The organism is Sorangium sp. So ce726, from assembly GCF_051521405.1.
Classification (GTDB): Bacteria; Myxococcota_A; Polyangia; order Polyangiales; family Polyangiaceae; genus Sorangium.
The window spans coordinates 11,498,434-11,523,508 of the sequence record NZ_CP150349.1 but is presented as its reverse complement, the minus strand read 5'-3'; the positions used below and the strand labels follow the sequence as shown (position 1 = coordinate 11,523,508).

Genomic DNA, 25,075 nt, shown 5'->3' with positions numbered 1-25,075 from the left:
GTGCGTCTTTACGTAAGGCGACGCGGACCGAACCGGCGACGCGCAGGGCTTTCGGGGCTCGGGAGCACGCAGCACGTCACCGACCAGGACCAGGCGCTGAGCCAGCACGTGGAGTACCGTGGACCGTACCAGGCGACGCTGAAGGATGTATTCGACGCGCTGGGACGGATGCGGGAGATCCACTTCCCGGGTTCGGGCGAGGAGATCGTGCGCTACGGGTACGACCGAGGCGGTGCGGTGGTGTCGGTGGTCGGGGAGAACCAGCGCGTCAATCCGCAGCACCCGAGCGAGCCGAGGACGACGGAGTACCTGAGGCACATCGGGTACAACGAGTTCGGGCAGCGGGTGCGTGTGGTGGCGGGCAACGGGATCGAGACGAAGTACCGGTACGACGAGTCAACGAGGCGGATGACGGAGGTCAACGCGGACCACCAGAGCGCGCAGATGCGGTCGATGGGGCGGCCGCCGAGGCCGTTCCAGCGGCTGCGCTACCGGTACGACCTCGTCGGCAACATCCGGGAGCTGAACAACGAGGTGCCGTTCGACGAGTCGCTGGGCGGGGCCGTGATGGTGGCGCGCACGCAGCAGCGGTTCGCGTACGACGACCTGAACCAGCTCACGGAGGCGTCGGGGATCTACCAGGAGCGGGGAAACGAGCAGCAGCGGTACACGCTGGGCATCGACTACGACGTCCTCGGGAACGCGACGGCGAAGCGCCAGGAGGTCGCTCGGTACGTGCCGAATGGCCCGGGGCAGTGGCGGCTCGACTACCCGATCCGTGAGAGGACGTACCGGAACGACTACCGCTACACCGGGCCGAGGCCGCACGCGGCGAACCAGGTGGACGAGTACGTGCCGGCGGAGTCGCAGCCGCGGCTGAGGAAGCTGTTCTACGACGCGAACGGCAACCACAAGCCGTGGAAGTACCGGGGCAGCCCGCAGCACACGCTGAGCTGGGACGAGGACAACCGGCTGGTGTCGGTGAGCGAGAACGGGCAGGAGATGTCGCGTGCGCTGTACGACGGCGCGGGGGAGCGGCGGGTCCACCTGCACCGGGTCGCCGGGGAGGAGGAGACGGCGTAGGTCGACCAGCACCTCGTGGTGCGCAACGGGGTGATCGCGACGAAGCACCTGTTCGCGGGGGAGACACGGATCGCGAGCAAGATCGACGCGGACTACTACCAGAGGCCGCCGGTGCTGTACTACCACCCGGACCACCTCGGGAGCACGCAGTACGTCACCGACCAGGACCAGGCGCTGAGCCAGCACGTGGAGTACCTGCCGAGCGGGGAGCTGTGGGCGGACCAGACGGACTCGCGGTACCAGAACAGGCAGCCGTACCTGTTCAACGGGAAGGAGCTCGATCTGTCGACGGGGCTCTATCACTACGGGGCGCGGAGCTATGAGCCGCGGCTGGGGGTGTGGCTGAGCCCGGATCCGATCCTGGACCAGTACATGCGGGGGGCGCCGAGCGGTGGGGTGTACCGGCCCATCAACCTGGGGCTGTACACGTATACGTCCAACAACCCTGTGGTCCTCGTCGATCCGACCGGGAAGTTCGATGACGCGACGCGGAAGTTCATTGCCACGGCGCTCGCGGCGGCGGCGCTCGAGCCGACGCCTGTCGGAGAGATTGTCGTTGCTGGTGCGTTGGTTGTAGGGTCTATCGGCTACGCAGGCTATCTGATCTTTGATGCTGCCGCGAATGGAGACCCTCCCAAGCCACCCGAATCGTTCCCCATACCCGAGGACACGCCCGACCACGTCGCGGCGCCGCCGCTACCGCCGGCGGCGGGAGGGGGTGGTGACAAGCAACCGCCGAAACCCCCCGCGCCTCCTGAGGCGCAGCCGCCGGGAGAGCGGAGGACACCTGGAGGCGGAGGCGACAGAGCGCGCGATGATGCAAATGGTGGAGTGAGGCTGACGGGTGCTGGCCGGAAAGTGCTTCAGGACCCCGCGCTTCGCCAAATGAAGGACAAGACGCTCCGCGAAGAGATCCTGGCGCGAGGAGGCGGAGGAGGGGTGGTGAGAAAAGCTGGAGATCTGGCAGACAGAACAATTGGCGAACTCGCGAACGCGGCAGCCCAAGGAGACGGGGCAGCGGTCAAAGCAATCAAATTGCTGAAAGATGCCGCTCGACTTGGCGGCAAGAATCACGGCCAGTAAACTGAGATCGAGAGCATGAACGTACTTGATGTGATGCGTCCATTCGTCGACGAAGGTAGCTCGTTGACCATGGTTGAATTATACGTAGATGAGGACCTTAGCGGGCAATGTGTCGGCGTGCGCCTCGCGTTCTCTGAGAAGGAGTTTTTTGTCCATGCAGAAGGAATAGATGATTCTATATGCGTCTCCGAGGCTTTCCCCGCTGCTCTTTCGGATGGGGCGATTCGTACGGTGTTGGCGCCTGCTGAGTGGATCTCGGCGATCGGATACCCCATTCTCTGGGCGTGGGTAATGACCAATACCCAAGGCAGGATCGATGGGTTACAGATCGAGTTTGGTACTGTTGATCATCCTTCAATTACGTTGCAGATCGTGGTTCGCGCCTCAACGCTTGTACTGCGCACGCTTTAACACCACTGTGTCGCGACCGGGCGGGGTGAGCTGAAGCTGCCTCAGGAATCTCCCGGAAAGCTGGAGCCTTTAGGCGGACCGGAGCTTGCCGCCCGATGGGCGCGACGCAGCCTCCTATGCCGTGGAGTACACGATGGACGCTGCCGCCCAGCGGCGGCTGGACGCCTACTTCTCGGACATCGGGGACATCCTTGCCCATCCGCTGCGGCGCGAGTCGTTCGCGATCTATGCGATGGGGCTGCTCGGCGAGGCGGAACGCAAGAGCATCGAGCCGCTCGCTGCCCGAGCCTGCCCCGACCCGGCGCGCGTGCAGGCGGCGCACCAGAGCCTGCAGCATTTCATCTCGAACGCGCACTAGGACGACCGCGCCGTGCGCCGGTACGCAGCCCGCTACGCCATCGCGGCGATGGCTGAGCACGCTCTGGTCTCGGCGTGGATCATCGACGACACGGGCTTTTTTTGAAGAAGGACGAGCACTCGGTGGGGGTTCAACGGCAGTACACCGGCTCCGCCGGCAAGATCACCAACTGCCAGATCGGCATCAGCCTGAGCGTGGCAACGCGCTACCACCACGTACCCGTCGATTTCGAGCTGTACCTGCCTCTGAGCTGGTCCAAGGATCCGACGCGACGGCGCGAAGCCCGCATTCCTGCGTCCGTGCAGTACAAGAGCAAGGTCGACTTGGCGCTCGGCATGATCGACTGCGCCGTGCGCGAAGAGATCCCCGGCGACATCGTGCTCGCCGATGCCCTCTACGGCAACGCCCATGAGTTCCGGGAGACGGTGCGCCTGTTGGGGTTCGACTACGCCGTGGCGATCGAAGCGCCCATCAAAGCCCTGCGTCTCAACGGAAGCGACTCCGAGCGATGCACCCCGGTGAGCGTGGGCGAGCTGGAGCGACGTCTCGGCCGTCGGGCCTTTCGGCGGATTGCCTGGCGCGAAGGGACCGGGCGCACGTTGTCGTCGCGCTGCGGCGCGTGCGCGTAGCGAGCCGCGATGGCCTTCCGATCGCGCAGCACGAGCCGGTCTGGCTCCTGATCGAGTGGCTCGACGGGGAACGTCAGCCGACGAAGTTCGCCCTCACGACGCTGCCGGCCCGAATGTCCCGGAGGGAGATCGTTAGCATTTACAAGGAGCGCTACCGTACCGAGAAGGTCTACGAGGAATTGAAGGGCGAGCTCGGCCTGGATCACTTCGAAGGCCGGCGCTTTCCCGGCTGGCACCACCATGTGACCGTCGCCCTCAGCTGCTACGCGTTCGTTGTCGCCGAACGCGCGCGGCATTTTCCCCCCTCGGCCGGACGGACGCGTTGCTCCTCGCCGTTCCCGCTCGCGGCCTGAGCGCCATTTTAGCGACTCCTTCGCCACCTGTCGTCTCGCCATCGCCCGCGTGCTGACCCGCTGGCTGTCCCGGTGCCCCAGCTGCCACCGTCGACACGCCGAGGGCCCCAGGCTCCAGTCCCTCCGGCTGTGACACAGTGGTGCTAGGCCGAGGCGATTGATGGCGGTCCCCCTCAGGATCCCATGATGACGTTGCCTGGGAAGCGGTATACTGTGCGGCGACAGCGCAGCACCATCGAAAGGATCAGGCGGGAAAAGACGATCTCGTCAGCTTTGCCGGCTTCGCGCCCCCGAGAGGATGACCCACCATGGAAACATCGTTTGCTCCCTCCAAGATCCAAACGAAACAGATCAAACACCCCCGGGCCTGGGATGGAAAGAACCTGACCAAGGACGAAGTTGCCTTCGATCTCGGGCCCAGACACCTGGATGCATTTGACCGCGTGATCCAGGAAGCCCGGAAACGCAGCGTCACGCTCGAGAACGCTTCCAACGAGGATTTTCAGCTCGAGGACATCCAGGACGATGTGCAGCTCATCGCCGACAGAATCCTGAATGGCCGCGGCGTGGTCATCGTTCGCGGATGGCCGATGGACCGCTTTACGGAAGCGGAGATTGCTCTCCTTTACTGGGTATTGGGCAAGCAATGGGGCCAACCCATCGTTCAAAGCTGGAAAGGGGATCGCCTCGGCTATGTGACCGATGTTCCCCAGCTGGTACCGGGGACGCGGGGCAAAGGTTTCACCTCCGAAAACGCGATGACGCTCCATACCGATTACGGTGGCATCATGGGGCTGATGGCCATCCGGCGGGCCAAATCGGGGGGATCGAGCGGCCTGGTCAGCGGAATAGCGATTCATAACCGCATTGCCGCCACGCATCCGGAGTATCTGGCGCCTCTGTACGAGGGCTATTATATTTACTGGACGGGCAACGAGAAGAAAGGTGAGCGTCCAATCAACCCCGACTACCGCGTGCCCCTCTTCAGCGAGCTCGACGGGCAGGTCAGCGTTTCTTTCATGAACAAAAGGGTCGTCGAGCAGGCGGTCGCGGAGCGGAAAGAACCGCTCACGGAACTGCAGCGCAAGGCGCTCGAATACTTTCATGTCGTCGGGGATGAACTGAAATTCACCTTCATGCTGGAAGCGGGCGAGGCGTTGTTCGTCAACAACTACGCCATTCTGCACGACCGCGCTCCCTTCGAGGACTGGCCGGAACAGGAGCGCCGCCGCTTTCTCCTGCGGCTGTGGCTGAGGACTTCCCAGGAAACGCAGCCGGTCCATTCGAGCATTCGTCGGTTTTACGACACAATTACTGGAAATTTCTCCCCGTCGCCGGCGAAAGTGATGTAGTGAGAATTGCCCCCTTGCCCTGCAATCCTTCACGCGGGAAATCGACATGTCGAACAGCCTTGCAAGGTACACTGGCCATCCCGGGGCCTGGAAAGCCTCGGACCTGACGAAAGAAATAATCTCCTTCGATCTCGGGCCCCGGCACCTGAAAGCGTTCGAAAAGATCATGGATGAGGTGCGGAAACGTAACCTCACGCTCCGGACCGCTTCCGAGAGCGATCTTCCCCTCGTCGAGATTCACGACGATATCCGCCGGATCGCCGACGAAGTTCTCCACAAGCGCGGCGTCATCATCATCCGCGGCTGGCCGGTCGAGACCTATACGCCGGAGGAAATGGGATTGTTGTTTTGGGCCGTGGGCAAGCAGCTCGGAGTGCCGGTCGAGCAGAGCCATCACGGCGACCGGCTGAACCAGGTCATCGATCTCGGGGGCGGGCGGGCCTACAACTCCAATATTCCCCTGGACATGCACAGCGACTTCAGCGCGCTGGTCGGTCTTCTGACGATCCGCAAGGCCAAGTTGGGCGGCCACAGCGGAATAGCGAGCGCCCTCGCCATTCATGACAAGATCGTCGAGGCCCATCCCGAATATCTCGCCCCGCTCTATGCCGGTTACTACGTCCATTGGCAGGGGGAGGAGGCGAAGGGCGAGCGGTCGCTGATAACCGATTACCGCGTTCCGGTCTTCAGCGAAGTCGAGGGCCAGCTCAGCGTCTTCATGGTCAAGCCGTTCCTCGAGCAGGCCGCGAGGAACAAGGAAATGACCCAGCTTCAGCGGGACGCGCTCGACTATTTTCAGCAGGTCGCCGACAGCGACGAGTTCGCCTACAAGTTCATGCTGGAACCAGGAGAAGCTTCGTTGATGAGCAACTACACGGTCCTTCATTCGCGCTCCACCTTCGAGGATTGGCCCGAAGTCGAGCGGCGCCGGCTCCTCCTGCGGCTCTGGCTCAAGTTGCATCCCGGGGACCGCCGTCCCCTCCATCCCAATTTGCAACGCTTGCACACCCATGACGGGTTCTACGTGTCGGCCAAAAACGGCGAAGCGCCGCAGGTATCGGCCACGTGACGGGACCTCTACCTGAAAGACGTCGATGATCGACCTGGCAATCGTCGGACTTGGGCGGTGGGGCACCTTCCTCGTGGATGCCGTGCAGGGCGTCAGCCCCAAAGTCCGTTTTGCCGCCGCGGTCAGCCGTACTCCCGGACGCATCGAACAGGCAGCCGCCTCGCGGGGGATCAAGGTCCTCGCCTCGCTGGAAGAAGCGCTGGCCCAACCGACGATCGCGGGCATCGTGCTCGCCACACCCCATTCCCTCCACGCGGCGCAGATCGAAGCCTGCGTCCGCGCGGGGCGCCCCGTTTTTGTCGAAAAGCCGTTCACGCTCACCTCCTCCAGCGCGGCGCAGGCCTCCGCTGCCGCTTCGGCGGCGGGAGTTGTGGTGGCCACGGGGTTTAACCGTCGGTTTCTTCCCGCGATGCGCAAACTAAAGAGCGTCGTCGGGGAGGGCGGCCTCGGCACCCTTCGTCACATCGAAAGCAACTTCTCCGCGAACCTCATCGGGCGATTTTCCCCCGGGCAATGGCGTTTGACAGCGGAGGAAAATCCGGCGGGCGGCTTCGCCGGAGGTGGCATTCATATGATCGACGCGATCATCCATCTCGGCGGTCCCGTCACCGGCGTGTTCGCGGTGGGCTCCTCGCGCATCCCGGCCCTGGAGCCTCTTGAGGACACCGTCTCCGCCCTTCTCACCCTGGCCTCCGGAGCCACGGCCTCGGTGACGACGATGATGGCCACGGCGCCGACATTTCGCCTTCAGGTATTCGGGACCCAGGGCTCCGCGGAGATTCGTGGCCCGGACACGCTCGAAATTGTCGACCTCGCAGGCAAAGGCGGTCCCTTTTCCTTTGAGGCTGTTTCCACGGAGCGCGCCGAAATCGAGGCTTTTGCCGATGCCATCTCCGGAGAGGCCCCGTATCCCATTCCCATGGACGACGTGCTCAACGGCGTGGCGGTTTTCGAAGCCATTGGCCGATCCCTCTCCACGGGCGGCCCTGTTTCCATTGCTGATGGGGGGCCATAGAATTGGAATGAATCGCCGACACGACCACTACCTGCTCACGCCGGGGCCCCTTACTGTCCCGCCGGAAATCCGTGAGACGATGCTGCTCGACCGGAACCCCTACACGGGCGACTTCGTCAACATGACCGCCGCGATCCGCCGCTATCTGCTCGAGATCGCCAACGGCACGGAGACGCATGCCTGCGTTCCCCTGCAAGGCAGCGCCAGCTACGCCATCGAAGCGGCCATGCAGACCCTGGTGCCGCGTACCGGCACGATCCTGATCGTGCAGAATGGCTTCTACGGAATCCGGCTCAGGGAAATCGCCGAGGGCATTCGCCTCAAGGTCACGACGCTCGAGCTTCCGATGCTGCCGTTACCGACGCGCGACGATCTCGAAAAAGCCCTCGACGCCGACCCCTCCATCACGCACATCGCCATGTGCCACGCGGAGACCGGCACCGGCGTGCTCAATCCGGTCGAGATGGTAGCGGAAGTGGCCCGGCGCAGGGGTAAGCGCCTCATCATCGATGCCGTCGCTTCCTTCGGCGGCTTTCCCATCGACGTGGCCACGCTCGATCTCGAGGCGCTCATCATCTCTCCCAATAAATGCCTGGAGAGCGTCCCGGGGATCGGCCTCGTCCTCGTCAACAAAGACGCCCTGGCCGCCTCGGCGGGCAGGTCCATGTCGCTTTCGCTCGATCTCTATGCCCAATGGAGCACGATGGAAAAGAGCGGCATCTGGCGCTGGACGCCGCCAACCCACGTTGTCGCGGCCCTGGCCAGGGCCTGCGAACGACACCGGCGGGAAGGCGGCGTGGCCGCCCGCGGGGCACGTTACCGGCGCAATTGGCGCATCCTGATCGACGGCTTCCGCCAATGGGGATTCCGGACCTTGATCCCCGACGAGGTGGCCATCCCCATCATCGCGACCTTCCATAATCCCGAGCCGTTCGCGCATGACTTCCGGCCCTTTTACGAAGCACTGGAGCGGCGCGGGATCACCATCTTCCCGGGACGGCTGACCGCCGCCGGAACGTTCCGCATCGGTGTCATGGGCGATCTGATCGAATCGGACATCCGCATGATCATGAACGTCATCCGCGAAGTCCTCGGCGAAATCGATTCGCGCTACAAGGACCTGCCGCGGATCAGCTAGGGCGTATTGCCGCCACGATGGCGTCCGCCAACGCATTGGCCGACGCGGGGACCATGTCGAGATAAAGCGCGGGATCGATGACCTCAATCTCCATCAGGACAAACTGGCCACCGCGCAGGACGCCGTCGACCCGCGCGTAAACGGGACGACCAGGTACATGCCGCAAGACCTCCTCCGCGGCCGCCACATGCTCCTTCTCGGGAGCAACGGACACCGGAGCAAGCGGGCGGTAACGCCCGTTCACCCGAAAATCGTCGGGATTGGGACGCTTCCTCACGCCATGGGCGAAATGTCCGCCGATAAACACGAGCGACAATTCGCCTTCGCGGATTTCCGGCATGAATTCCTGGAGCAAGAGATCGTTCCGGCCCGTTTCGGCGCGCAGGGCCTCGGCCTGCGCGGCCACCTGGTGGCGCTCAACGAGGGTCACGCCCACGCCGCTTTCCCCGATGCAGGGCTTCAAGACGAGCCGATCTCCAGGAATTTCGGACGCCGTGGTCTCTATATCTGGATTTTGATCGACGATGCGCGTGACCGGGCAGGGTACTCCGTGGGCGATGAGGTCAAGCAGATACCGCTTGTTCGAATTCCATAGTAGCAGGTCGACTTTATTGATCACGGGAATCGCCTCGCCCCGCAATGCATGGATCCATCGGAAAAATTTCTCACTCTGCTCCGTGTAATCCCATACGGAACGGACCACCACGCCCGCCGCGTGGCCTTTTGCCTCCTCCTGCGGTTTGATCTGGTCCCAGGGACGCAAGACGGCTTCCACGCCTCGATGTTCCAGGGCCTTCTTGAGCGCCAGATCGCAGCCGATTGCCTCGGGAGGGATCTTCGCGCAGGTCGCCAGTAGCAGCTTCACGGCACACCTTGCTTCTGGTCGACGGCGGCAACCACGCCCGTCTCGCTTCCATTGTGTCGCTCAAGAAGCACGGCGTCATAGACCGCCCCGGTATGGATTAGCGGGGTGACGCGCCAGGACCCGGAGAGCTCCTTCTCGAACGGATAATTGCAGAGCGATTTGATTCCGTTGCCGTAGCGAAGGATGATCTTTGCCTGCCCGTGCATCTGGCCGCCTAGTTGCCGAAGAATGGCGGCCTTCTCCTTGACCAATGCGGCGATGATGAAATGGCTCGCCTCTCTGACACAAGGGATCGTTTCGAGCGGACGGCAGCTACACCGGATCCGCTCCGCCAGACCCTGATGCATGACAAGATTTCTTGCGAGACGGGTCGCTTCAGGATCGATGTCGTGACACAGCAACGCCGCCTCACTTTCCCGGGCGAAGAGCAGCGCCGTGACGGGCAGCGCCCCGGCCCCTATGAAAACAATCCTCGATTTCGGGCCTATCCCAGAAGCCGCCAATTCCGCCCGGAACGACTTCCGAAACTCCGTGTAAGTCGCATCCAGATAGGCTTCCAAAGGCAAGGTTCCCTCTGCCAGTCGCTGGCAAAGGTGGCGGGAATGGTCCTTTTCCAGGTCGCAGAGAGCGCGATCCAGAACATCGCGAAGCATCGTGGCCTCGTGAAGAAGCTCGAAATCGCCTTCCCAACGCCGCCAGTACGAGGCGTTCTCCGTATCCATGACGAACTGGCGAACGGAGCCCAGCTTTTTTTCCAAGGGATCGAAATTGCCGCAACGGCCGGCTTCCTGGTGAAGCTCTTCAAGCTCGGAGCTCAGGGCGCGCAATTCAGCCAAGAAGAAATGTTTGTTTGATTGCATGAACCTTCGCGCCTGAAACCGGGTTGGGGAGATGTGTCGGAAGTTGGGCATCAACGATGTGGTCTACAACTGGGGCCGCCTCGGAGCCCATGGGCGTTAACCATGGGTGTCCGGATAAGCTTTGGGGCGACTCTTCTGAAACGAGGGCATTTTGCTCATTTCACTCGGCGCAGCTTGGGTCGAGGCGGCGGCAGCGGTGAGGGGACATCGCCCTCTGCAAAACGTGCACGGTGCGTTCGGTCATGCTCCTGCTGCAGGTGGAACGCCCAGTAGGCTTCGAAGTCGCCGCTCGAGCGCAGCGAGCGGAGGCGCGGCACCGCCTCTGCGCCTTGGAGCGACCAGCGAGCCCCGGTGCGGTCCATGCGATCCTCGACGAGATTGCGGCATGCGCCCTCGAGCACCTCCGTTGCGATGGGCAGCCCCGCTGCGAGCGCGCGATCGTAGTGCAAGATCGTCCGATGCTTCAAGAAGCGCCCGTTGAACCACCACCCCAGATCATGCAGGCGACCCTCGTGCAGAAGAGCGCCACCGGCGTCGAGCGTGCCAGCACGGAGCGCCGCCCAGACCTCGCGCGAGAACATGACCGGCCCGAGGCCAGGAGGCCCCTGGCGACGCCTGAGCGCGTCGTAGGTGGCCGGGCGGGCGGGGCGCGGGGTGCTCGCGAACTCCGGCGCCCCCGTGGGGACGCGTCCGTCCTGGAAGAGCAGGGATCCGTCGCTCTGGAGCTCGGGATCCCGGCGTGATGCCTCACCCGCCCTGTCTCTGCGGAGGAGACACCTGGTCCTCACGGGGCGACAGCTCGATCGAGGCGACGGGCTCACGAGGGGGCCGGAAGAAACGCCCCTCCCGCTGATGCGCGTCGATGAACCGCGGGGGCGAGCGCCGCCCCGACCCGGCACATGCGTTGCTGAAGGGCTGAAGAGCTGAAGAGCTGAAGAGCGAAGCGTCGCTGAAGAGGCCCGCTGAACGCCCTCCGACGACCGAGGGCGCGAGCGCGCGCCAGAGCAAACGATGCGTGTCCCCTTCGCGCGTCACTGCGGCGGGCGAAGCGAAAAGGAGGGTAGTGGAATGAGGGTTGAACCGATGGCTCAAAAGCATGTTCGTTCACGGCGCTGGCTGTGTCCCTTGCTGGCGCTGCCGCTGGCCGCCTGCGCGGCCGACGCCGGCGGGGTGGGCGACTTCGAGGAGACGGCCCAGGTCGCATCGCCGATCGTCGACCCGACGCCGGCGGGGCCCAGCGAGCTGCTCGCGATGGTGAAGGTGTCGACCTCGCAGGGGAGCTGCTCGGGCATGGTCATCGCCGCGGACACGGTCCTCACGGCTGCGCATTGCTTCTGCGAGGAGGGCTACGTCGGCGACAACGGCTGCTCCACGGACGCGACGGTGACCTTTCGCCCCGACCCGGCGACGCCGGGCGCGCGCCCACGCGTGCTGAGCGGCGTGGCCGAGATCCAGCCGGACTACAACCCGTCCTGGACCGAGAGGCAGATCGAGCATGACGTCGCGGTCATCAAGCTGAATGGCGTCGCGCCGGCGCACGTGAAGCCCTTCGTCGTGGCCAACGATTATCCCGCAGAGGGCTCGAGGGTCACGATCGCCGGATTCGGGCGCACGGGCGCGGACTGCAGCACCCCCTTTGGCACGCTGAACTTCGACGCCGCCGTGGTCGGCGGGTACGAGGACGGTTACGACATCCTGCGCTTCAACGACCAGGTCTTTTGCAGCGGCGACTCGGGCGGGGCTGTCTTGAACGTCGAGGCGAGCCGGCTCTACGCCGTCCACTCGATGCACACGTGGACGGTGACCCACGGCTGGGTCAGCAAGGGGGTCACGACGGGCTCCGAGTTCGACTGGATCAAGTCGCACATGTGCCCGTCGTCACCCTCGAACCAGTGCAGCGGCCACGGCGACACGTGCGACTGCTCGGCCAGCACCAACTTGCTGTGGCGGCACACCAATGGCCAGGTCGCCATCTGGTTCATGGATGGCGGCGACATCGTCGGCGAGGCCTACCCCGGCGGCCAGGACCCGAGCCTCTCCTGGCAGATCCAGGGCTCCGGAGACTTCGACGGCGACGGCCAGAGCGACGTGCTCTGGCGACACACGAGCGGTCAGGTCGCCATATGGTTCATGGATGGCGGAGCCGTCGTTGGCCAGGCCTACCCCGGCGGCCAGGACCCGAGCCTCTTCTGGAAGGTGGCTGGCGTCGGCGATTTCGACGGCGACGGGCGCTCGGACGTCCTGTGGCGCGACGCCAACGGCCAGCTCGCCATCTGGTTCAAGGGCGACGCCGCTCAGGCCGCGTATCCCGGCTACAACAACCAGCCCGCGCCGGTCGACAGCTCGTGGAAGGTGCAGGGCGTCGGCGACTTCGACGGCGATGCGCGCTCGGACATCCTGTGGCGAAACACGAACGGCCAGGTCGCGATCTGGTTCATGTCGGGCGGGGTGCGGGTGGGCGAGGCCTACCCCGGCGGCCAGGACCCGAGCCTCTTCTGGAAGGTGCAGGCCATCGGCGACTTCGACGGCAACCTGCGCTCGGACATCCTGTGGCGGGACGCCAATGGCCAGCTCGCCATCTGGTTCGGCGGCGAGCAGGGCTTCGACTCGCCCTCATACAACAACGCGCACGGGCCCGGCGACCTCGCATGGCAGGTGCAGGGCGTCGGCGACTTCGATCACGATCGCCGCGACGACATCGTCTGGCGGCACACGAACGGCCAGGTCGCCATCTGGCTGATGAACGGCGCGCACTTCGTCGGTGACCTGTACCCGCGCCAGGTCGACAGCGGCTGGGCGATCAAGGGCATGCTCCACGACGCCGGGCGGTGAGCTGTCGAGGAAGGGTCCTCGGTCGCCCGGGGCCCCTCTTACAGGTGGGCGCCGCTGACGAGATCGTCGATCTCGCCGGGCGCAAATCCCACCAGATCCGGCTCGGCCGAGAGCGCCACGCCGAACCGATCGAGCACCCCTCGTCGCACGCGCCGCGCGAGGCCGAGTAGCTCCTCCGCCGTGGCGCCGCCGCGGTTCACCAGCGCGAGCGTGTGGCGCGTCGAGATGCCCGCGGCGCCATGGCGCGTCCCCTTCGCGAAGCCGGCGCGCTCGATCAGCCACGCTGCGGACAGCTTCACCCGGCCGCCGTCCGCGGGATACCGCGGGATCGCCTCGCCGGGCGCGAGCACGCCCGCCGCCTCGATGCGCGCGATGACACCCGCGGCGGCGCCGGGCGCGAGCGTCGGGTTCATGAAGAACGACCCCGCGCTCCGGCCGTTCTCGTCGGCCGGATCGAGCACCATCGACTTGCCGCGGCGGAGCGCGATCACCGTGCTGCGCACCTCGCCGAGCGGCGGCGCGGCGCCCCCAGAGGATGCGAGCGCCCGCTGGAGCTCGGGGTAGCGCACCGTCGCGGCGCCCCCCGGGCGCAGCGCGAACGTGACGGCCGTGATGACGTACCGCCCGCGCCACGCGCGCTTGAACCGGCTGTCGCGGTAGCCGAAGCCGCAGTCCGCACCGGAAAGGACCACCGCCACCCCCGTCGCGCGGTCGATCGCCCGGACCTCGACGATCGTCTCCGCGACCTCCTGGCCGTACGCGCCCACGTTCTGGATCGGCGTCGCGCCGACGTCGCCCGGAATGCCCGACAGGCACTCGACGCCCGCCCAGCCCTCGGCGACCGAGCGCGCCACGAGGTCGTCCCACGCCTCGCCCGCCCCCGCGCGCACGAGGGCGCGCCCGGCCTCCCCGCCGCCGCCGGTGTCTCCGCCGCCGCCGTCCTTTCCGCGCCCGCGCAGCAGCTCGATCCCGCGGATCCGCACGCGCAGCACAAGCGCGTCGACGCCCCGGTCCGCGACCAGCAGGTTCGAGCCGCCGCCCAGCACGAAGAGCGGCACGCCGCGGGCCTCGGCGAAGCGGAACGCCTCGATCACCGCGGCCTCATCGGCGGCCTCGGCGAAATAGCGCGCCGGCCCGCCCACGCCGAGCGTCGTGAGCGCGGCCAGCGGGACCGACTCGCGGACGTCGAGGCTCACGGCTTCTTCTCCGGCGCCTTCGGCCGCACCCCGCCGCGGACAGCGCCCGGCCCCTGCGCGCCGCTGGCTTGCCGCGCAGGCGCCGCCGGCCGCGCCACCCGGATGCCCGCCATGAAGCCGCTGTCGACCGCCTGCACCCGCTCGACGAACGCCTTGTACTCGTCGATCGACACGGTCCCCGTCGGCAAGCTCAGCGCGAAGTCCTCCTCGATCGCCGCGCCGTAGCTGCCCTTGCGCGACGCCGCGAGGCCCGCGTGCTCGACGCGCACCCCCTCGGGCGCGCGCGCGACCGCGTAGCCCTCGGGCAGCGCGATCCTGCGGCGCACGTGGTACTGGAGCGCGGTCTCGATCGCGAGCGCGCTCTTGCGGGCCCCTCGCGAGGCGTACGAGGCGCCGAGCGTGCTCGTGTACGCGCGCGGGAACACGAGGTGCACCGGCTCCAGCCCCGGCAGCGTCCATGCCGCGGCGTCCTTGCCCACGGGCTGGGCGAAGCCGTGGATCGTCACGGTGGCGCGGAGCGCGACCTCCCACGAGCCCTCCGTCGACGAGACGACCACGTCCTCGACGTCGGCCCACGGGAGCCAGCCGAGCACGACGCCCCGGAGCATCTCGCGCCGCGCCGTGCCCACCACGGTCTCGAACGCCTCCGAGAGCGCCTGCGCCGCCCGCCCGTGCAGAAGAATCGTGAACGTTCCCGCGGCGTTACCCTGCGCGTCGACCGTCAGGCGCAGGTCGATCTCGTCGCCGGTCTCGCCGCTCGTCCCGGCCACGGTGACGAGCTCGCCGCCCGGCAGCATGGCGGCGCGGCCGCGCAGCTCGGGGCTGATGCGGCCGGGGGGCAGCGGCGGGCCCTCGACGTCGGCGTCGATCCACACGTCGCCGCCGGGCAGGCGGGCGATCACGAGCGGGTGGCGGAAGCGCCCCGCGTGCGGCGGGAAGTCCGCCGACGAGCTGAACGGCTCGGTCTCGGCGATCGCGAGATCGGCGCGCACGCCGAGCTCGCGCAGCGCGCGGTAGACGACCCACGACCGGCTGCCCTGGCCGAGCTCGAGCATCGCGCGCGCCGTCGTGCGCTGCGGGCCGCCGCCGAGCAGCGCCGCCATGTCCGAGAGCTCGGCGCCGCCGGCGACCTTCACCGCCTTGCCCGCGGCCGCGACGACGCGCTCGAGCAGCGCGGGCGACGGCGTCCGGTCGGCGCCCGCGGCCTCCCGCGCCCAGCGGGTCATGTACGGATCGCGGTCCTCGAGCGAGCGGATGTTCTCGTCGAGCGCCGCGGCCACGTGGTCCCAGGTCTGCGTGCCCAGGCTGACGCCGACGCCCATCTCCACGCGGGGCACGCCGTCCTCCATGCGCCGCGGCGGCTGATCCTTGATGCGCCAGACGCTGACCGTGGAGGCGCCCTCGGCGCGCTGCTCCGCGGCGCCGAGCAGCGGGTGCGACCAGAGCGCGAGCGGGAGCGACGTCGGGCGGCTGACCTCGATCGTCGCCTCTCGGACGCTCGTGCGCTCGGGGAGCAGGTCCCACGTGTCGATGACGAGCTGGCCGCCGTCGCCCGGAAGCGCGTAGCCCTCGGTGACCTGCTCGATGTAGTCACCCTGCTCGAGCTGAGAGAGGTCGCTCTGGTCCTGCGCGGCGTTCGACGCCGCGTCGGGCGCGAGGATGCGGCCGTCGCGCTTGTGGATGCGGCGGCGCAGCAGGCGCGGCATGGCGCGGCCCTCGATGAGCGGGCCGTAGGTGGCCGCGCCCTGGGCCACGTCCGTGGTGCCGGAGACGCGGCGGAGGTCGTACGTGACGTAGTGGACGAGCCCGTCGGGCGAGATCGTGAACCGCTCGACGTGGCGGAGCACCGCGGTCGCGGCGCCGGGGAGGAACGCCTTCTGCTGGTCCTCCAGCACGAGCTTGCGGCCCTCGGCCTCGAGCGCCGGCGCCGGATCCGGCGCGAGGCCGAGGGCGCGGGTGATGGGGCCGATCCCGGCGGGGGTGTCGCGCGCCGTCGTGCGATCGCGGGCGAGGCGGCCCCGCACGGCGCGGGTGTCGCCGCGGCCGGCGGCGAGGCCGAGCGCCTCGAGCATCGCCCGCTGCCCCGGCGGCATCGCGTCGTACACGGCGAGCGCGCCGCGCAGGTCGCCGCGGGCGACGCGCTCGCGGAGCTCGACCTCGCGCAGGGCGTCCGGCGCGCGGCGGAGCCGGCGCAGCCGCTTGATCTCGGCGAGGACGGCGTCGCGGTCGCTCGCGTCGAGGAGCGCGCCGAGGCACGCGGCGCTCGATCGATCGAGCCCGCCCTCGCAGGCGGCCTTCACCGCGTCGACGCCGGCGCGGCCGTGGATGCGGTCGTCGACGACGGCGACCAGCGCCGAGCCGGGCGCCGCCGCGGCGAGCTTCGCGTACGCGGCCTCGGCGACGTCGGTGACGTTCGCGCGGCGGGCGACCACCGCGAGCTCCGCGAGGACCATGCGATCGCCGTCGGCGACGGTGGGCGCGCTCAGGCCGGTCGGCCCGGGGGGCGCGACCCGGACGCCGAGCTCGCGGAGGGCGTCCATGGTGCCTTCGCCTCGGCCGCCGCGGCGCTCGGCGAGCTCCGCCTTGTAGAGGCGCGCCTCCCACGACGCGGGCCACGCGGCGAGCACGCGATCGACGGCGGCGCGGATGCGCTCGACGACCTCGGCCTCGGGCAGATCGCCCACGCGGCGGATGGCCCTCGCGTAGAGCAGGTCGAGGCGCGGCGAGCGCGGCGCGGCGGCGGCCGGGGGCGGCGCAGCTGCCGGCGCGCGTGGCGCGGCGGCGGCCGGGGGCGGCGCAGCTGCCGGCGCGCGTGGCGCGGAGGCGGCAGGGGGTGGCGCGGAGGCTGGCGGGCGTGGCGCGGAGGCTGGCGAGCGCGCGTCGCTCTGGCGGAGGCGGCCGTCGCCGTCCGGGTCGAGGAGGTGCTCGGCCGCGCGCGCGTCGCCGAGGGCGAGCAAGGCCGCGGCAGCGACCTCGACGTTTGCTGCGCCAGGGCGCTGGCCGGCGGCGCCGCTCGACGCCGCGGCCGGCGCCAGGCTCACGGCGGCGGGCCGGGACGCCGACGCGGTCGCGGCGGCGCCGGGGCGCGGCGCGCGGGCGCGGAGCGGGAGGCCGTTCTCGCCCCACGCGGTGAGCTCGATGGCGTCGCCGTCGCCCTTCTGCGCAACGCGCACGACGACGCGCAGCGTCCCCGGCTGGGCCTCGACCGTCGCGAAGCGCGTGACCTGCGCGCCGCCCGCTGCGTAGTCGCGGTGGAGGGCGGGAACGCCGCCCACCTCGAGCACGGCGGCGGACGATGAGGCGAGCGCGAGGCTCACCCGCTGGGCGATCGGGTTGTGGAGGTCGACGACCACGGCGCGCGTCCCCTGGAGGGCGCTCACCGCGTCGATGTCGATGGCGCACGCGTCGGCGCGGACGACGATGGGCGAGGCGCTCTGCGCGAACGGCGCGAGCCCCGGGTAGGCCCTGGCGAGCGGCGCGCCCGGCGCGGAGCTCACGGGGGACGGCCGGGCGAGGCCGTGGAGCGGCGCGGCGTCGAGCGGGCCGACGAGGGCGGCCTCGCCCGCGCAGCCGCGGCGCGCGCTCCAGGTCGCCGCCGCGGCCTCATCGCCGACGAAGAGGGCGATGCGGTGGAGGGCCCTCGCGAGCGCGCCGCGCACGAACGGCATCTCCGGCGCGCCGCGGCCGTCGACGTCCGCGAACGCCCAGGCGCGCTGGAGCCGGCGGGCGACCTCGGGGAGCGCCTCACGCGAGCGGAAGGCGATGGCCGCCGCGTCGGGGTCGGGGCCGCCCGCGGTGCCGGCGCCGAAGACGAGCGCGTCGAGGGACGCGATCACGGTGGCGAGGGCGCCGTCGTCGCTCGGCGCGCCGACGGCGCGGTCGAGGGCGTCGAGGTACGGCGCGGCCGCGGCGGAGCTCGTGATCTCGCCCTCCAGCGCGGCCGAGAACGCGGCAGGGAGCGGCGCGTCGGCGGGGAGCGGCGATGCGGCGCCCCGAGGGGCGCACGCGGCGGGCGCGGCGGCGGCGAGCGCGAAGGTGAGCGCCAGGGCGGCGCGGCGAGCGACGAGAAACGGGCGGCGGGCGACGTGGGGGCGCTCGGCGAGGCGAGGGCTCCCGGGGCGCTGGCCGGCGCTCGTGGGGCTGCGGGGGTGGGTGGTCACGATCGGCGTCTCCACGGCGCCGCGCGCGCGGTGCCTGTCCGCCGTTCCTTACGGGCCTGGGATTGCCGACGCAAACGTGAAGTTCGGCGGGGGAGAGCGGGCTGACTGACGGCCGGGGGGCGGTTCCGGTGAGCGTGGAGTGGGGCGCAGGGCCTGGGCGCGCTTCGGTGGCGCCTACGCCGCGGGTCGCTGCCCTGACCGGGCTCGAGTCGCCCCACGCTCTGAGCCGAGGTGGCTGGGGCGTGAAGAGCGCTCTCGATTGGGATGCGGTACGCCGCAACCAGGAAGCGCCTTACCTCCCTGCTTACATACGGTCGGGGGGCGGTGGTCAGTGGACCGTGGGCGCCAGCGAGACGGACCTGCATCGACCGCGCGCCGCAGGCGTGAAGAGCGACCCGCGCAGGCGAAGAGCCGTATACGATGGGCTTCATGCAGCGAGTCGAGGGCGCGTGGTGACCGCGGACGGGCGGAACATCGAGCCGACCAGCGGCGGCGACACCTGGCAGAGTTCGGGTGAATGGATTCGGCGGGGCTCTGCCTGGGGCGTCAGGCGGGGGCCGGTCGACTGGGTTCGATCGACCACGGCCGAAGGGGCGCGACCGGGCGGTCTGGGGGGCGCGAGCCAGACCGCGGCGGAAATGAGGGTGGGGGCATCATGACGGGATTCTGTGATCTGGAGCCTCTCGGATACTTTGGTCCCGATCTGGCAAAGGTTCTGGTGGCCGTCGGTTGGCTGGACCGTGAGATGCCGTTCGAACGAGGGCCGAGCGAAGTGCTCGTCTACCGTCGTCTTGAGGAGTTGTTGAAGGACCCATTTCAGCCAATCGCTCTGGCCGGTGGACATCCCTGCAATCTCTGTCAATTCGATGCTGAAGCGTGCTGTGGCACAAACCTGTTCATTCCGGGCGACGGTTACTTGTTCGTCTGCCCCGGCCTGATCACCCACTACATCAACGCGCACCAGTACGCGCCGCCACCGGCGTTTGGTCGAGCGGTGCTTGCTTGTCCGGACACCAGGTCGATGGAATACAAACGCCTTTATTTGAGGAACGGTGGACGCCTGCTTGCTCGGCATGCCTGACATGGCGTTGTCCGGAGCGAGCCCAGTCTGGCGCGCACAGTCTCGAACGGTACCATTCGACAGCACGAGGAGGCGCTGCATCTACGATGAACGCGATCGACTACCGCACCGGCGATGCGACAGATCCCGTTGGAGAGGGAGCAAGGATCATCTGCCACGTCTGCAACGACATCGGCGGCTGGGGGCGCGGGTTCGTGGTCGCGCTCTCGAAGAAATGGCCCGAACCTGAGGCGCAGTACCGCGCCTGGCATGCCCGGGGTGAAGCAGCTGGATTCAAGCTTGGAGGAGTGCAAATTGTGAACGTGAAAGGCGATCTTTCAGTCGCCAACATGATCGCCCAGCACGGCGTGCATCCGCACCAGGGCGTTCCCCCGATCCGCTATGATGCGCTTGAACAATGTCTCGCCACGCTTGCGGAGCATGCGCAGAGTGTCAGCGCGTCAATTCATATGCCAAGGATCGGCTGCGGCCTGGCGGGCGGGAAGTGGCCAGAGGTTGAGTCCATCGTCCAGAGGACGCTCTGTGCTGCCGGACTGCCCGTGCACGTTTACGACCTCTAGCGCGGCGATCACGAGCCGCCTTACGCCCCTGCGTCATACGGCCGGGGGTGAGAGCCTGGTGTTCAGGAGCTCGTGGTCGCGCCGGACGGGGTTGCTGGGTCCGCCGCTGGTTCGGCGGACCAACACCTGGAGACGTGACGCACTGGGAGAGCACATGGGAGTCAACCTCACGCTTCTTCTGGGCCATTCACTGGGAGTCACCGAGCTGCTCGCATTCACCGAGCGAGCGTCGGCCTCCCTCGAGATGCAGCGCGCGGCCCGGCAGCTGTGGCAGGTGCTGCGCCCGCGGTGGCCGAACCTGGGCGGGGTAGAAGAGTTCGCGACGGTTGTGGCCTGCGAGCGTCTCACGGAGGACGAGGTGCAGGCGGTCTGGGCGCGGGGGGAAACTCCGTCGTTCGAGTGGGCCGGCTTCAATCTCTACTTCGGTAGACGAGCCGTCGAGGCGACCCACTTATCGAGGTCGTCGCCCCTGTGACGAAACAAGAGATCCAAGCCTTGTGCGCTGTCGCGCTTGAGTCCTTCAAGGACGTGCTCCCCCCAGAGCGCTTCCGCGATGCACACGACTGGGTCCACAAGTACGGGGAGTGGGGGCTCGCCATGGAGCACGTCATCGACTGGGTCGGCGACCTCGGTCTCCCGGTCGACCAAGCGCAGTTTGACGCCATCGAGCGCGCCATGGCCGCGATGGGATGGGCTGAGAGCTCAAGGATGAAGTGGCTCCGTGGATATTTCGCGTCGCTCACAGCGCAGAATTCCCATGAAGGTTAGTCTGCATGAATCTTCACAAGCGCCATGCTCGTGCATGGCGCCCTGCAGGAGGAAAGCCAATTGCCTGAGCTCCATTTCCGCGGTGCCCGCCCCGAGGACGCGGCCCGCCTTCAGGACATCCGGCGCGCGGCCTTTGCGCCCGTGTTCGCGTCGTTCCGCTCGATCCTCGGCGACGAGCTCTACGAGCTGGCGCAGCGGCGAGACGACGAAGCGCAGGAGGGGCTGCTGACGTCGCTGATGGCGGCCGACTCGGGCTGGGAGCTGTACGTGGCGCAATCCGGCGACGAGGTCGTCGGCTTCGTGGCGCTTCGGCTCGCTCCGGAGACGCTTGTCGGCGAGATCGGCCTCAATGCCGTCGACCCCGCGCAGGCCGGCAAGGGGATCGGCACCGCGATGTACGAGTTCGCGGCGGCGCGCCTGAAGCAGGCCGGAATGAAGGTCGCCACCGTCGGAACCGGCGGCGATCCGAGCCACGCTCCGGCGCGACGCGCGTACCGGAAGGCGGGGTTCGACATCGAGATCCCCAGCGTGTGGATGTACCGCAAGCTCTGATCTAGCCAGCCGACGTTGCCGCCTGCGATGTGCATGGCACAATGCGTTTTGGCGCCGAGCAGGCCGCTGCCGACCCGCCATGCGGGCGGTCAGGGTCCAGCCCGCTCGTAGTGCATCCGTGCCTCGGGTGATCGCATGAAGACCTACAACAAGGCAGATTTTCCGGTCGCGAACGTCCGGCGCTTCCTGGAGCCGGGTCCTGTGGTGCTGGTGAGCTCTGCGCACAAGGGCCAGCGGAACATCATGACGATGGGCTGGCACATGGTCATGATGCAGGAGCCATCCCTCGTGGGGTGCTTCATCTGGGACCAGAACGACAGCTATGAGATGGTGCGGCGCAGCAAAGAATGCGTGATCAACGTGCCCACGGTCGATCTCGTGCGCGCTGTTATCGGGATAGGGAACAGCCACGGATCCGAGGTCGACAAGTTCGAGCAGTTCGGGCTCACCGCGGTCGAGGCGACGAAGGTCGGCGCGCCCCTCATCGCCGAGTGTTATGCGAGCTTCGAGTGCAAGCTGGTCGACACGAGCGCCGTCAAGCGCCTCAGCCTGTTCGTCTTCGAGGTGGTGAAGGCGCACGTCGCGACATCGCCGCGCTATCCGACGACCGTCCACTACCGCGGCGACGGGGTGTTCATGGTGTCTGGTCGCAACGTCAGCTACCGGAGGCTCTTCAAACCGGAGAACCTGTAGCCGGGGCGCTCGATCCGCCGTCGTCGTGGACGATCGCCCAGCCGAACTCGGGTGCGAGCGCGCCGGTGGCGGCTTCCTGCGTGACGCCGAAGAGCCCTGCGACGAAGCGCAACGGGTGAACCGAGTCGTCGCGCACATCGACGAAGTTGACAGGCGCGCTGGCGATAGAGCCCGGGATCGCCAGAAGGCTCGGTCCCTCGGCCTTGAATCTCCAGTCCGTGCGCTTCTCTGCGGCGCGCAGCGCCTGCTCCCACCGGCCGAGATACGGGTTCGGCTCGAGGCGCTCGCCGTTTTGATCGAACGTCTTGAGGTACGGAAAGAGGACGAGGAGCCAGCCGGTCAGCTCGCTCGGCCCAGAGCCGCTCTGGTAGCGGAAGAACGAGCGCCAGAACGCGGGGTCGACGTGCCCCTCGGCGGTGCGGACGACCTCGTCGAGCACCGGGAGCAGCGCGTCCGTCCAGGCCTCGAGGCCGAATTCAGACAGCATCGCGGCGCGCCGGCGAACGCTCTTCCAATCGTCGACGTTGCCCAGCAGCGTGATCGAAGGGATGCCGCAACCAGCCATCATCTCGTACTCGAAGTAAGGCTGGAACGCGTCCATGAGGACGACCTCTGAGGCGGCGCGCTCCACGGCGCCGGTCGTCGAGAAGTCGGCCACGATCAGGTCGCGCAGGCGGCCGATATGCGCGGCGATCTGGTCCGAGAATGCCGTGAACGCCTCGGGCCATGGATTGGGCTGACCCAGGAAGAAGTCGGGCCGCTCGATGACGAGCTTCTTCTTCCCCTGGTGACGGACGAACCGCCCGCGCAGCGCTTCGGCGTTCAGCGCGACGTGGTGGGCGAACCCTTGCGCGAGGCAGAGCCACACGGCGTCCGGCGACAGAACCAGCGGATGGTGAAGGTAAAACGCATCGTGCGCCGCCTGCGCGAGCGCGTGGGCGTCGGTCGCGGAGACCAGCGGCGCGTCGCTCGACGAGAACGCCTCGATGCGCGCCAAGGGAGGTCGCGGCTTCCCGCGGAGCATTCGCCGCTGCTCCGGCGCGGTGCGCTCACCCCCGCCGAGCAGGCTCGGGATGGCCTTGGCGCGATCGAGCACCTGCATGAGTTGCGTCGGCCGATCGACATCGGACACGGCGAAAGTGATTGACATCGATGCATTCTACCCTGCGCATCGACGACACCTCAACGCCGCTTCCCGAGGCTCCCGCTGCTGCGATCCGCAGCTCCCGCGCCCCGAGGCCGACCGTCCAAAGTGTTGTCGCCGCCGCCTTCGATTCAATCGCCTGCGCGATCCGGCAATGGCTCCGGCCCGCTCGCTCGCCAGCGCCGCGCGCTCCCGCGCCGACGAAGCGCGGCGGGCGCACCGGAGGCGCCGCTCGCGCTTCGTCGGCGCGGGAGCGCGCGCCTCTTCCGTGAGCGTCCTCATCATGACGGCTATGCGACGCGCGGGAGGAGACGCTCCCGCCGGATAGAGAGCTGAACAACCTCCTGCGATGTGCCGGGCAACCCGCCGACAGCACCGAGAAATCAACGTCGCCGTCGGGAATTCCCCTCAGGACGGCTCGGTAGAAGCCCTGTCCGCGCTTGCAAGAAAGTAGACCGCCCGGCGACGGTTCTGCTAGGGGGGTCTATCATGATCATCGCGCTCACCGGACAGAAAGGTGGGATCGGCAAGAGCACCACGGCCGTGAGCCTCGCCGTGGCCGCGCTGGCGAACGGCCGGCGTGTGCTGCTCGTCGACGCCGATCCCCAGGGGACCGTCCGCACGTGGGGCGACGTGGCCGCCGAGGCGGGGCACGATACGCCGACCGTCATGGCCATGGGCGCCTCGATGCACAAGCCGGGACAGCTGCCGGAAGTCGCCGCCGCGTACGACCTCACCGTCATCGATTGCCCCCCGCGCCACGGCGAGATCGCGCGATCGGCGCTGATGGTCGCCGACATCGCCATCTACCCCTGCGGCCCCACGGCCGCGGACGCCTGGGCCCTCACCGCCGCGATCGAGGTGTTCCGCGAGGCCGCCGCGCTGCGGAGCGCGCTCAAGGGCTGCATCCTCATCACGCGCAAGCAAGGCCGCACAGCGCTCGGTAAATCGGCGCGCGCGGTGCTCGAGACGTCGGGCTTGCCGGTGCTCTCCACGGAGCTCGGCTATCGCATCGCCTACCAGGAGTCCCTCGCCTGCGGGCAAGGGGTGACGGGCTACGCACCGCGGGACGCCGCGGCCAGAGAGATCACCCACCTTCTCGAAGAACTGGAGAAGCTTCACCATGGCCAAAAAGCAAGTCGCGGTCTCGCTACGAAAGCCGCCGTCGCCTGAAAAGGCCGACGCGTTCGTCGCGGGCGGCGAGGGCGGCAAAGCGGCAGACGACGTCGTGAGGTCGAGGCCCGCCGCCGATCAGCGCGCGCACGACGGCGAGAAGCCCGTCGAGGCGCGCCACGAGCGAGCGCCGGAGGCGCCGCAGGAGCGAGCGCAGGAGGCGCGGCCAGGCGCCGAGCCGCCCGCGGCGACGGCGCCGCAGGCACCGAGCGCCGCCGCCGGGCCCCAGGCGCTCGCCACCACCTCGGAGCCGCACGCCGGCCCGCCGGTGCTCCTCGGGAACGACGGCCGCGCTCGGCGCGCGGTCACCGTCTACCTGCCCGATCCGCTCGCGGATCGGCTGCTGCTCCATTGCATCGAGAACGATCGCGACATGAGCAACCTGGTCGGCGAGGCGGTCGAGGTCCACCTCGACAAGCGCCTCGGACCGGCGTCCGTCTCCGCGGCCCCGGCTGAGGCCGCCGCCGCCCCCCGCGAGGCGCCGCCGCCGAACGCGAGCTACCGCACCGAACCGTTCCGTCCGGCGGACACCGGCCCGAAAGGGCGGGTCGGTCGCGTGGTCCAGGTCGGCCGGGTGCTGATGACGCTCTGGCGACAGCGGCCCCGCGCGAGCTGACCGACCAGCGCGCATCGACTCCGCCCCTATCGCACCTGACTGGCGCGGCCGCCTCGCCAGGAGTTGACGTTCACGTCCGGCTCG

The 25,075-nt window shown here is 68.1% G+C and carries 24 protein-coding genes and 1 pseudogene; 19 read left to right on the top strand and 6 right to left on the bottom strand.

Going from position 1 to position 25,075, the window contains the following annotated elements; translation table 11 throughout:
- The 10 genes from WME79_RS42990 to WME79_RS42945 all read left to right on the top strand — a co-directional run bounded on the left by WME79_RS42990 (position 1) and on the right by WME79_RS42945 (position 8,491).
- Entirely contained in the window at positions 1-1,083 is a 1,083-nt protein-coding gene (locus WME79_RS42990; protein ID WP_437527421.1) for a hypothetical protein, read from the top strand.
- Between the two features lie 30 nt (positions 1,084-1,113).
- On the top strand, positions 1,114-2,166 hold the full coding sequence (locus WME79_RS42985) for an RHS repeat domain-containing protein (RefSeq protein WP_437527418.1): 1,053 nt from the start codon (positions 1,114-1,116) through the stop codon (positions 2,164-2,166).
- A 15-nt stretch (positions 2,167-2,181) separates the two neighbouring features.
- A complete protein-coding gene (locus WME79_RS42980) occupies positions 2,182-2,577 on the top strand; it encodes a DUF6334 family protein (RefSeq protein WP_437527415.1) in 396 nt (131 codons plus the stop codon).
- A 133-nt stretch (positions 2,578-2,710) separates the two neighbouring features.
- Entirely contained in the window at positions 2,711-2,935 is a 225-nt protein-coding gene (locus tag WME79_RS42975) for a transposase (RefSeq protein ID WP_437527412.1), read from the top strand.
- Between the two features lie 101 nt (positions 2,936-3,036).
- Complete coding sequence (locus WME79_RS42970) at positions 3,037-3,564, top strand: IS701 family transposase (protein WP_437527409.1); 528 nt, start codon at positions 3,037-3,039, stop codon at positions 3,562-3,564.
- A complete protein-coding gene (locus WME79_RS42965; protein WP_437527407.1) occupies positions 3,555-3,917 on the top strand; it encodes a hypothetical protein in 363 nt (120 codons plus the stop codon). The genes WME79_RS42970 and WME79_RS42965 overlap by 10 nt, the downstream gene beginning before the upstream one ends.
- Before the next feature lie 308 nt (positions 3,918-4,225).
- Complete coding sequence (locus WME79_RS42960) at positions 4,226-5,269, top strand: TauD/TfdA family dioxygenase (RefSeq protein ID WP_437527404.1); 1,044 nt, start codon at positions 4,226-4,228, stop codon at positions 5,267-5,269.
- 46 nt (positions 5,270-5,315) lie between these two features.
- The gene (locus tag WME79_RS42955) at positions 5,316-6,338 is read left to right on the top strand and encodes a TauD/TfdA family dioxygenase (RefSeq protein ID WP_437527401.1); all 1,023 of its coding nucleotides are present in this window, start codon (positions 5,316-5,318) and stop codon (positions 6,336-6,338) included.
- Between the two features lie 25 nt (positions 6,339-6,363).
- A complete protein-coding gene (locus tag WME79_RS42950) occupies positions 6,364-7,353 on the top strand; it encodes a Gfo/Idh/MocA family protein (protein WP_437527398.1) in 990 nt (329 codons plus the stop codon).
- 7 nt (positions 7,354-7,360) lie between these two features.
- Positions 7,361-8,491, top strand: a complete 1,131-nt coding sequence (locus WME79_RS42945) for a 2-aminoethylphosphonate--pyruvate transaminase (protein WP_437527395.1) — start codon at positions 7,361-7,363, stop codon at positions 8,489-8,491.
- Here the strand turns inward: WME79_RS42945 and WME79_RS42940 are convergent.
- From WME79_RS42940 to WME79_RS42930, 3 genes and pseudogenes are all read right to left on the bottom strand, one after another.
- On the bottom strand, positions 8,484-9,356 hold the full coding sequence (locus WME79_RS42940; RefSeq protein ID WP_437527392.1) for an ATP-grasp domain-containing protein: 873 nt from the start codon (positions 9,354-9,356) through the stop codon (positions 8,484-8,486). The two genes, WME79_RS42945 and WME79_RS42940, sit on opposite strands and share 8 nt — an antisense overlap.
- The gene (locus WME79_RS42935; RefSeq protein ID WP_437527390.1) at positions 9,353-10,216 is read right to left on the bottom strand and encodes a nicotianamine synthase family protein; all 864 of its coding nucleotides are present in this window, start codon (positions 10,214-10,216) and stop codon (positions 9,353-9,355) included. The genes WME79_RS42940 and WME79_RS42935 overlap by 4 nt, the downstream gene beginning before the upstream one ends.
- A 155-nt stretch (positions 10,217-10,371) precedes the next feature.
- Positions 10,372-10,683 (bottom strand): annotated as a pseudogene (locus tag WME79_RS42930) (ISKra4-like element ISHoc2 family transposase); the annotation flags it as partial.
- Positions 10,684-11,299: 616 nt separating this feature from the next.
- Between WME79_RS42930 and WME79_RS42925 the strand changes: the two are divergent.
- The gene (locus WME79_RS42925) at positions 11,300-13,048 is read left to right on the top strand and encodes a trypsin-like serine protease (protein ID WP_437527387.1); all 1,749 of its coding nucleotides are present in this window, start codon (positions 11,300-11,302) and stop codon (positions 13,046-13,048) included.
- A gap of 38 nt (positions 13,049-13,086) precedes the next feature.
- Here WME79_RS42925 and WME79_RS42920 read toward each other — a convergent pair whose 3' ends face one another.
- Together WME79_RS42920 and WME79_RS42915 are read right to left on the bottom strand one after the other, a co-directional pair.
- Complete coding sequence (locus tag WME79_RS42920) at positions 13,087-14,244, bottom strand: UDP-N-acetylmuramate dehydrogenase (RefSeq protein ID WP_437527384.1); 1,158 nt, start codon at positions 14,242-14,244, stop codon at positions 13,087-13,089.
- Positions 14,241-18,404, bottom strand: coding sequence for a hypothetical protein (locus WME79_RS42915; RefSeq protein ID WP_437527381.1), 4,164 nt, complete (start codon positions 18,402-18,404; stop codon positions 14,241-14,243). Before WME79_RS42915 ends, WME79_RS42920 begins: the two co-directional genes overlap by 4 nt.
- A 655-nt stretch (positions 18,405-19,059) precedes the next feature.
- Between WME79_RS42915 and WME79_RS42910 the strand changes: the two genes are divergently transcribed.
- The 6 genes from WME79_RS42910 to WME79_RS42885 all read left to right on the top strand — a co-directional run bounded on the left by WME79_RS42910 (position 19,060) and on the right by WME79_RS42885 (position 22,058).
- A complete protein-coding gene (locus WME79_RS42910) occupies positions 19,060-19,485 on the top strand; it encodes a hypothetical protein (RefSeq protein ID WP_437527378.1) in 426 nt (141 codons plus the stop codon).
- Positions 19,486-19,571: 86 nt separating this feature from the next.
- Positions 19,572-20,045: a macro domain-containing protein gene (locus WME79_RS42905; protein ID WP_437527375.1), complete on the top strand. Its 474-nt coding sequence runs from the start codon at positions 19,572-19,574 to the stop codon at positions 20,043-20,045.
- A gap of 154 nt (positions 20,046-20,199) precedes the next feature.
- Positions 20,200-20,520: a hypothetical protein gene (locus WME79_RS42900; protein WP_437527372.1), complete on the top strand. Its 321-nt coding sequence runs from the start codon at positions 20,200-20,202 to the stop codon at positions 20,518-20,520.
- Positions 20,517-20,813, top strand: a complete 297-nt coding sequence (locus tag WME79_RS42895) for a MafI family immunity protein (protein ID WP_437527369.1) — start codon at positions 20,517-20,519, stop codon at positions 20,811-20,813. Before WME79_RS42900 ends, WME79_RS42895 begins: the two co-directional genes overlap by 4 nt.
- 60 nt (positions 20,814-20,873) lie before the next feature.
- Positions 20,874-21,365, top strand: coding sequence for an N-acetyltransferase family protein (locus WME79_RS42890; RefSeq protein WP_437527366.1), 492 nt, complete (start codon positions 20,874-20,876; stop codon positions 21,363-21,365).
- 135 nt (positions 21,366-21,500) lie between these two features.
- Positions 21,501-22,058 (top strand): flavin reductase family protein, encoded by a 558-nt coding sequence (locus WME79_RS42885; protein WP_437527363.1) that lies wholly within the window; start codon positions 21,501-21,503, stop codon positions 22,056-22,058.
- Here the strand turns inward: WME79_RS42885 and WME79_RS42880 are convergent.
- Entirely contained in the window at positions 22,039-23,208 is a 1,170-nt protein-coding gene (locus WME79_RS42880; protein ID WP_437527361.1) for a DUF4419 domain-containing protein, read from the bottom strand. The two genes, WME79_RS42885 and WME79_RS42880, sit on opposite strands and share 20 nt — an antisense overlap.
- A 483-nt stretch (positions 23,209-23,691) precedes the next feature.
- Here WME79_RS42880 and parA point away from each other — a divergent pair, with 483 nt between their 5' ends.
- Positions 23,692-24,375 carry a ParA family partition ATPase gene (parA, locus tag WME79_RS42875; RefSeq protein WP_437527358.1) on the top strand — a complete coding sequence of 228 codons (684 nt, stop codon included), beginning with the start codon at positions 23,692-23,694 and terminating at the stop codon, positions 24,373-24,375.
- A complete protein-coding gene (locus WME79_RS42870) occupies positions 24,326-24,991 on the top strand; it encodes a hypothetical protein (RefSeq protein WP_437527355.1) in 666 nt (221 codons plus the stop codon). The genes parA and WME79_RS42870 overlap by 50 nt, the downstream gene beginning before the upstream one ends.
- The last annotated feature ends 84 nt before the right edge of the window (positions 24,992-25,075 follow it).

Bases quoted from the DNA above. Each gene is read 5' to 3' on its own strand.
- WME79_RS42870 (WP_437527355.1), top strand. From the start codon at position 24,326: ATGGCCAAAAAGCAAGTCGCGGTCTCGCTACGAAAGCCGCCGTCGCCT.
- WME79_RS42980 (WP_437527415.1), top strand. From the start codon at position 2,182: ATGAACGTACTTGATGTGATGCGTCCATTCGTCGACGAAGGTAGCTCG.
- WME79_RS42975 (WP_437527412.1), top strand. From the start codon at position 2,711: ATGGACGCTGCCGCCCAGCGGCGGCTGGACGCCTACTTCTCGGACATC.
- WME79_RS42910 (WP_437527378.1), top strand. From the start codon at position 19,060: ATGACGGGATTCTGTGATCTGGAGCCTCTCGGATACTTTGGTCCCGAT.
- WME79_RS42905 (WP_437527375.1), top strand. From the start codon at position 19,572: ATGAACGCGATCGACTACCGCACCGGCGATGCGACAGATCCCGTTGGA.
- WME79_RS42885 (WP_437527363.1), top strand. From the start codon at position 21,501: ATGAAGACCTACAACAAGGCAGATTTTCCGGTCGCGAACGTCCGGCGC.
- WME79_RS42960 (WP_437527404.1), top strand. From the start codon at position 4,226: ATGGAAACATCGTTTGCTCCCTCCAAGATCCAAACGAAACAGATCAAA.
- WME79_RS42945 (WP_437527395.1), top strand. From the start codon at position 7,361: ATGAATCGCCGACACGACCACTACCTGCTCACGCCGGGGCCCCTTACT.
- WME79_RS42900 (WP_437527372.1), top strand. From the start codon at position 20,200: ATGGGAGTCAACCTCACGCTTCTTCTGGGCCATTCACTGGGAGTCACC.
- WME79_RS42950 (WP_437527398.1), top strand. From the start codon at position 6,364: ATGATCGACCTGGCAATCGTCGGACTTGGGCGGTGGGGCACCTTCCTC.
- WME79_RS42935 (WP_437527390.1), bottom strand. From the start codon at position 10,216: ATGCAATCAAACAAACATTTCTTCTTGGCTGAATTGCGCGCCCTGAGC.
- parA (WP_437527358.1), top strand. From the start codon at position 23,692: ATGATCATCGCGCTCACCGGACAGAAAGGTGGGATCGGCAAGAGCACC.
- WME79_RS42955 (WP_437527401.1), top strand. From the start codon at position 5,316: ATGTCGAACAGCCTTGCAAGGTACACTGGCCATCCCGGGGCCTGGAAA.
- WME79_RS42880 (WP_437527361.1), bottom strand. From the start codon at position 23,208: ATGTCAATCACTTTCGCCGTGTCCGATGTCGATCGGCCGACGCAACTC.
- WME79_RS42925 (WP_437527387.1), top strand. From the start codon at position 11,300: ATGGCTCAAAAGCATGTTCGTTCACGGCGCTGGCTGTGTCCCTTGCTG.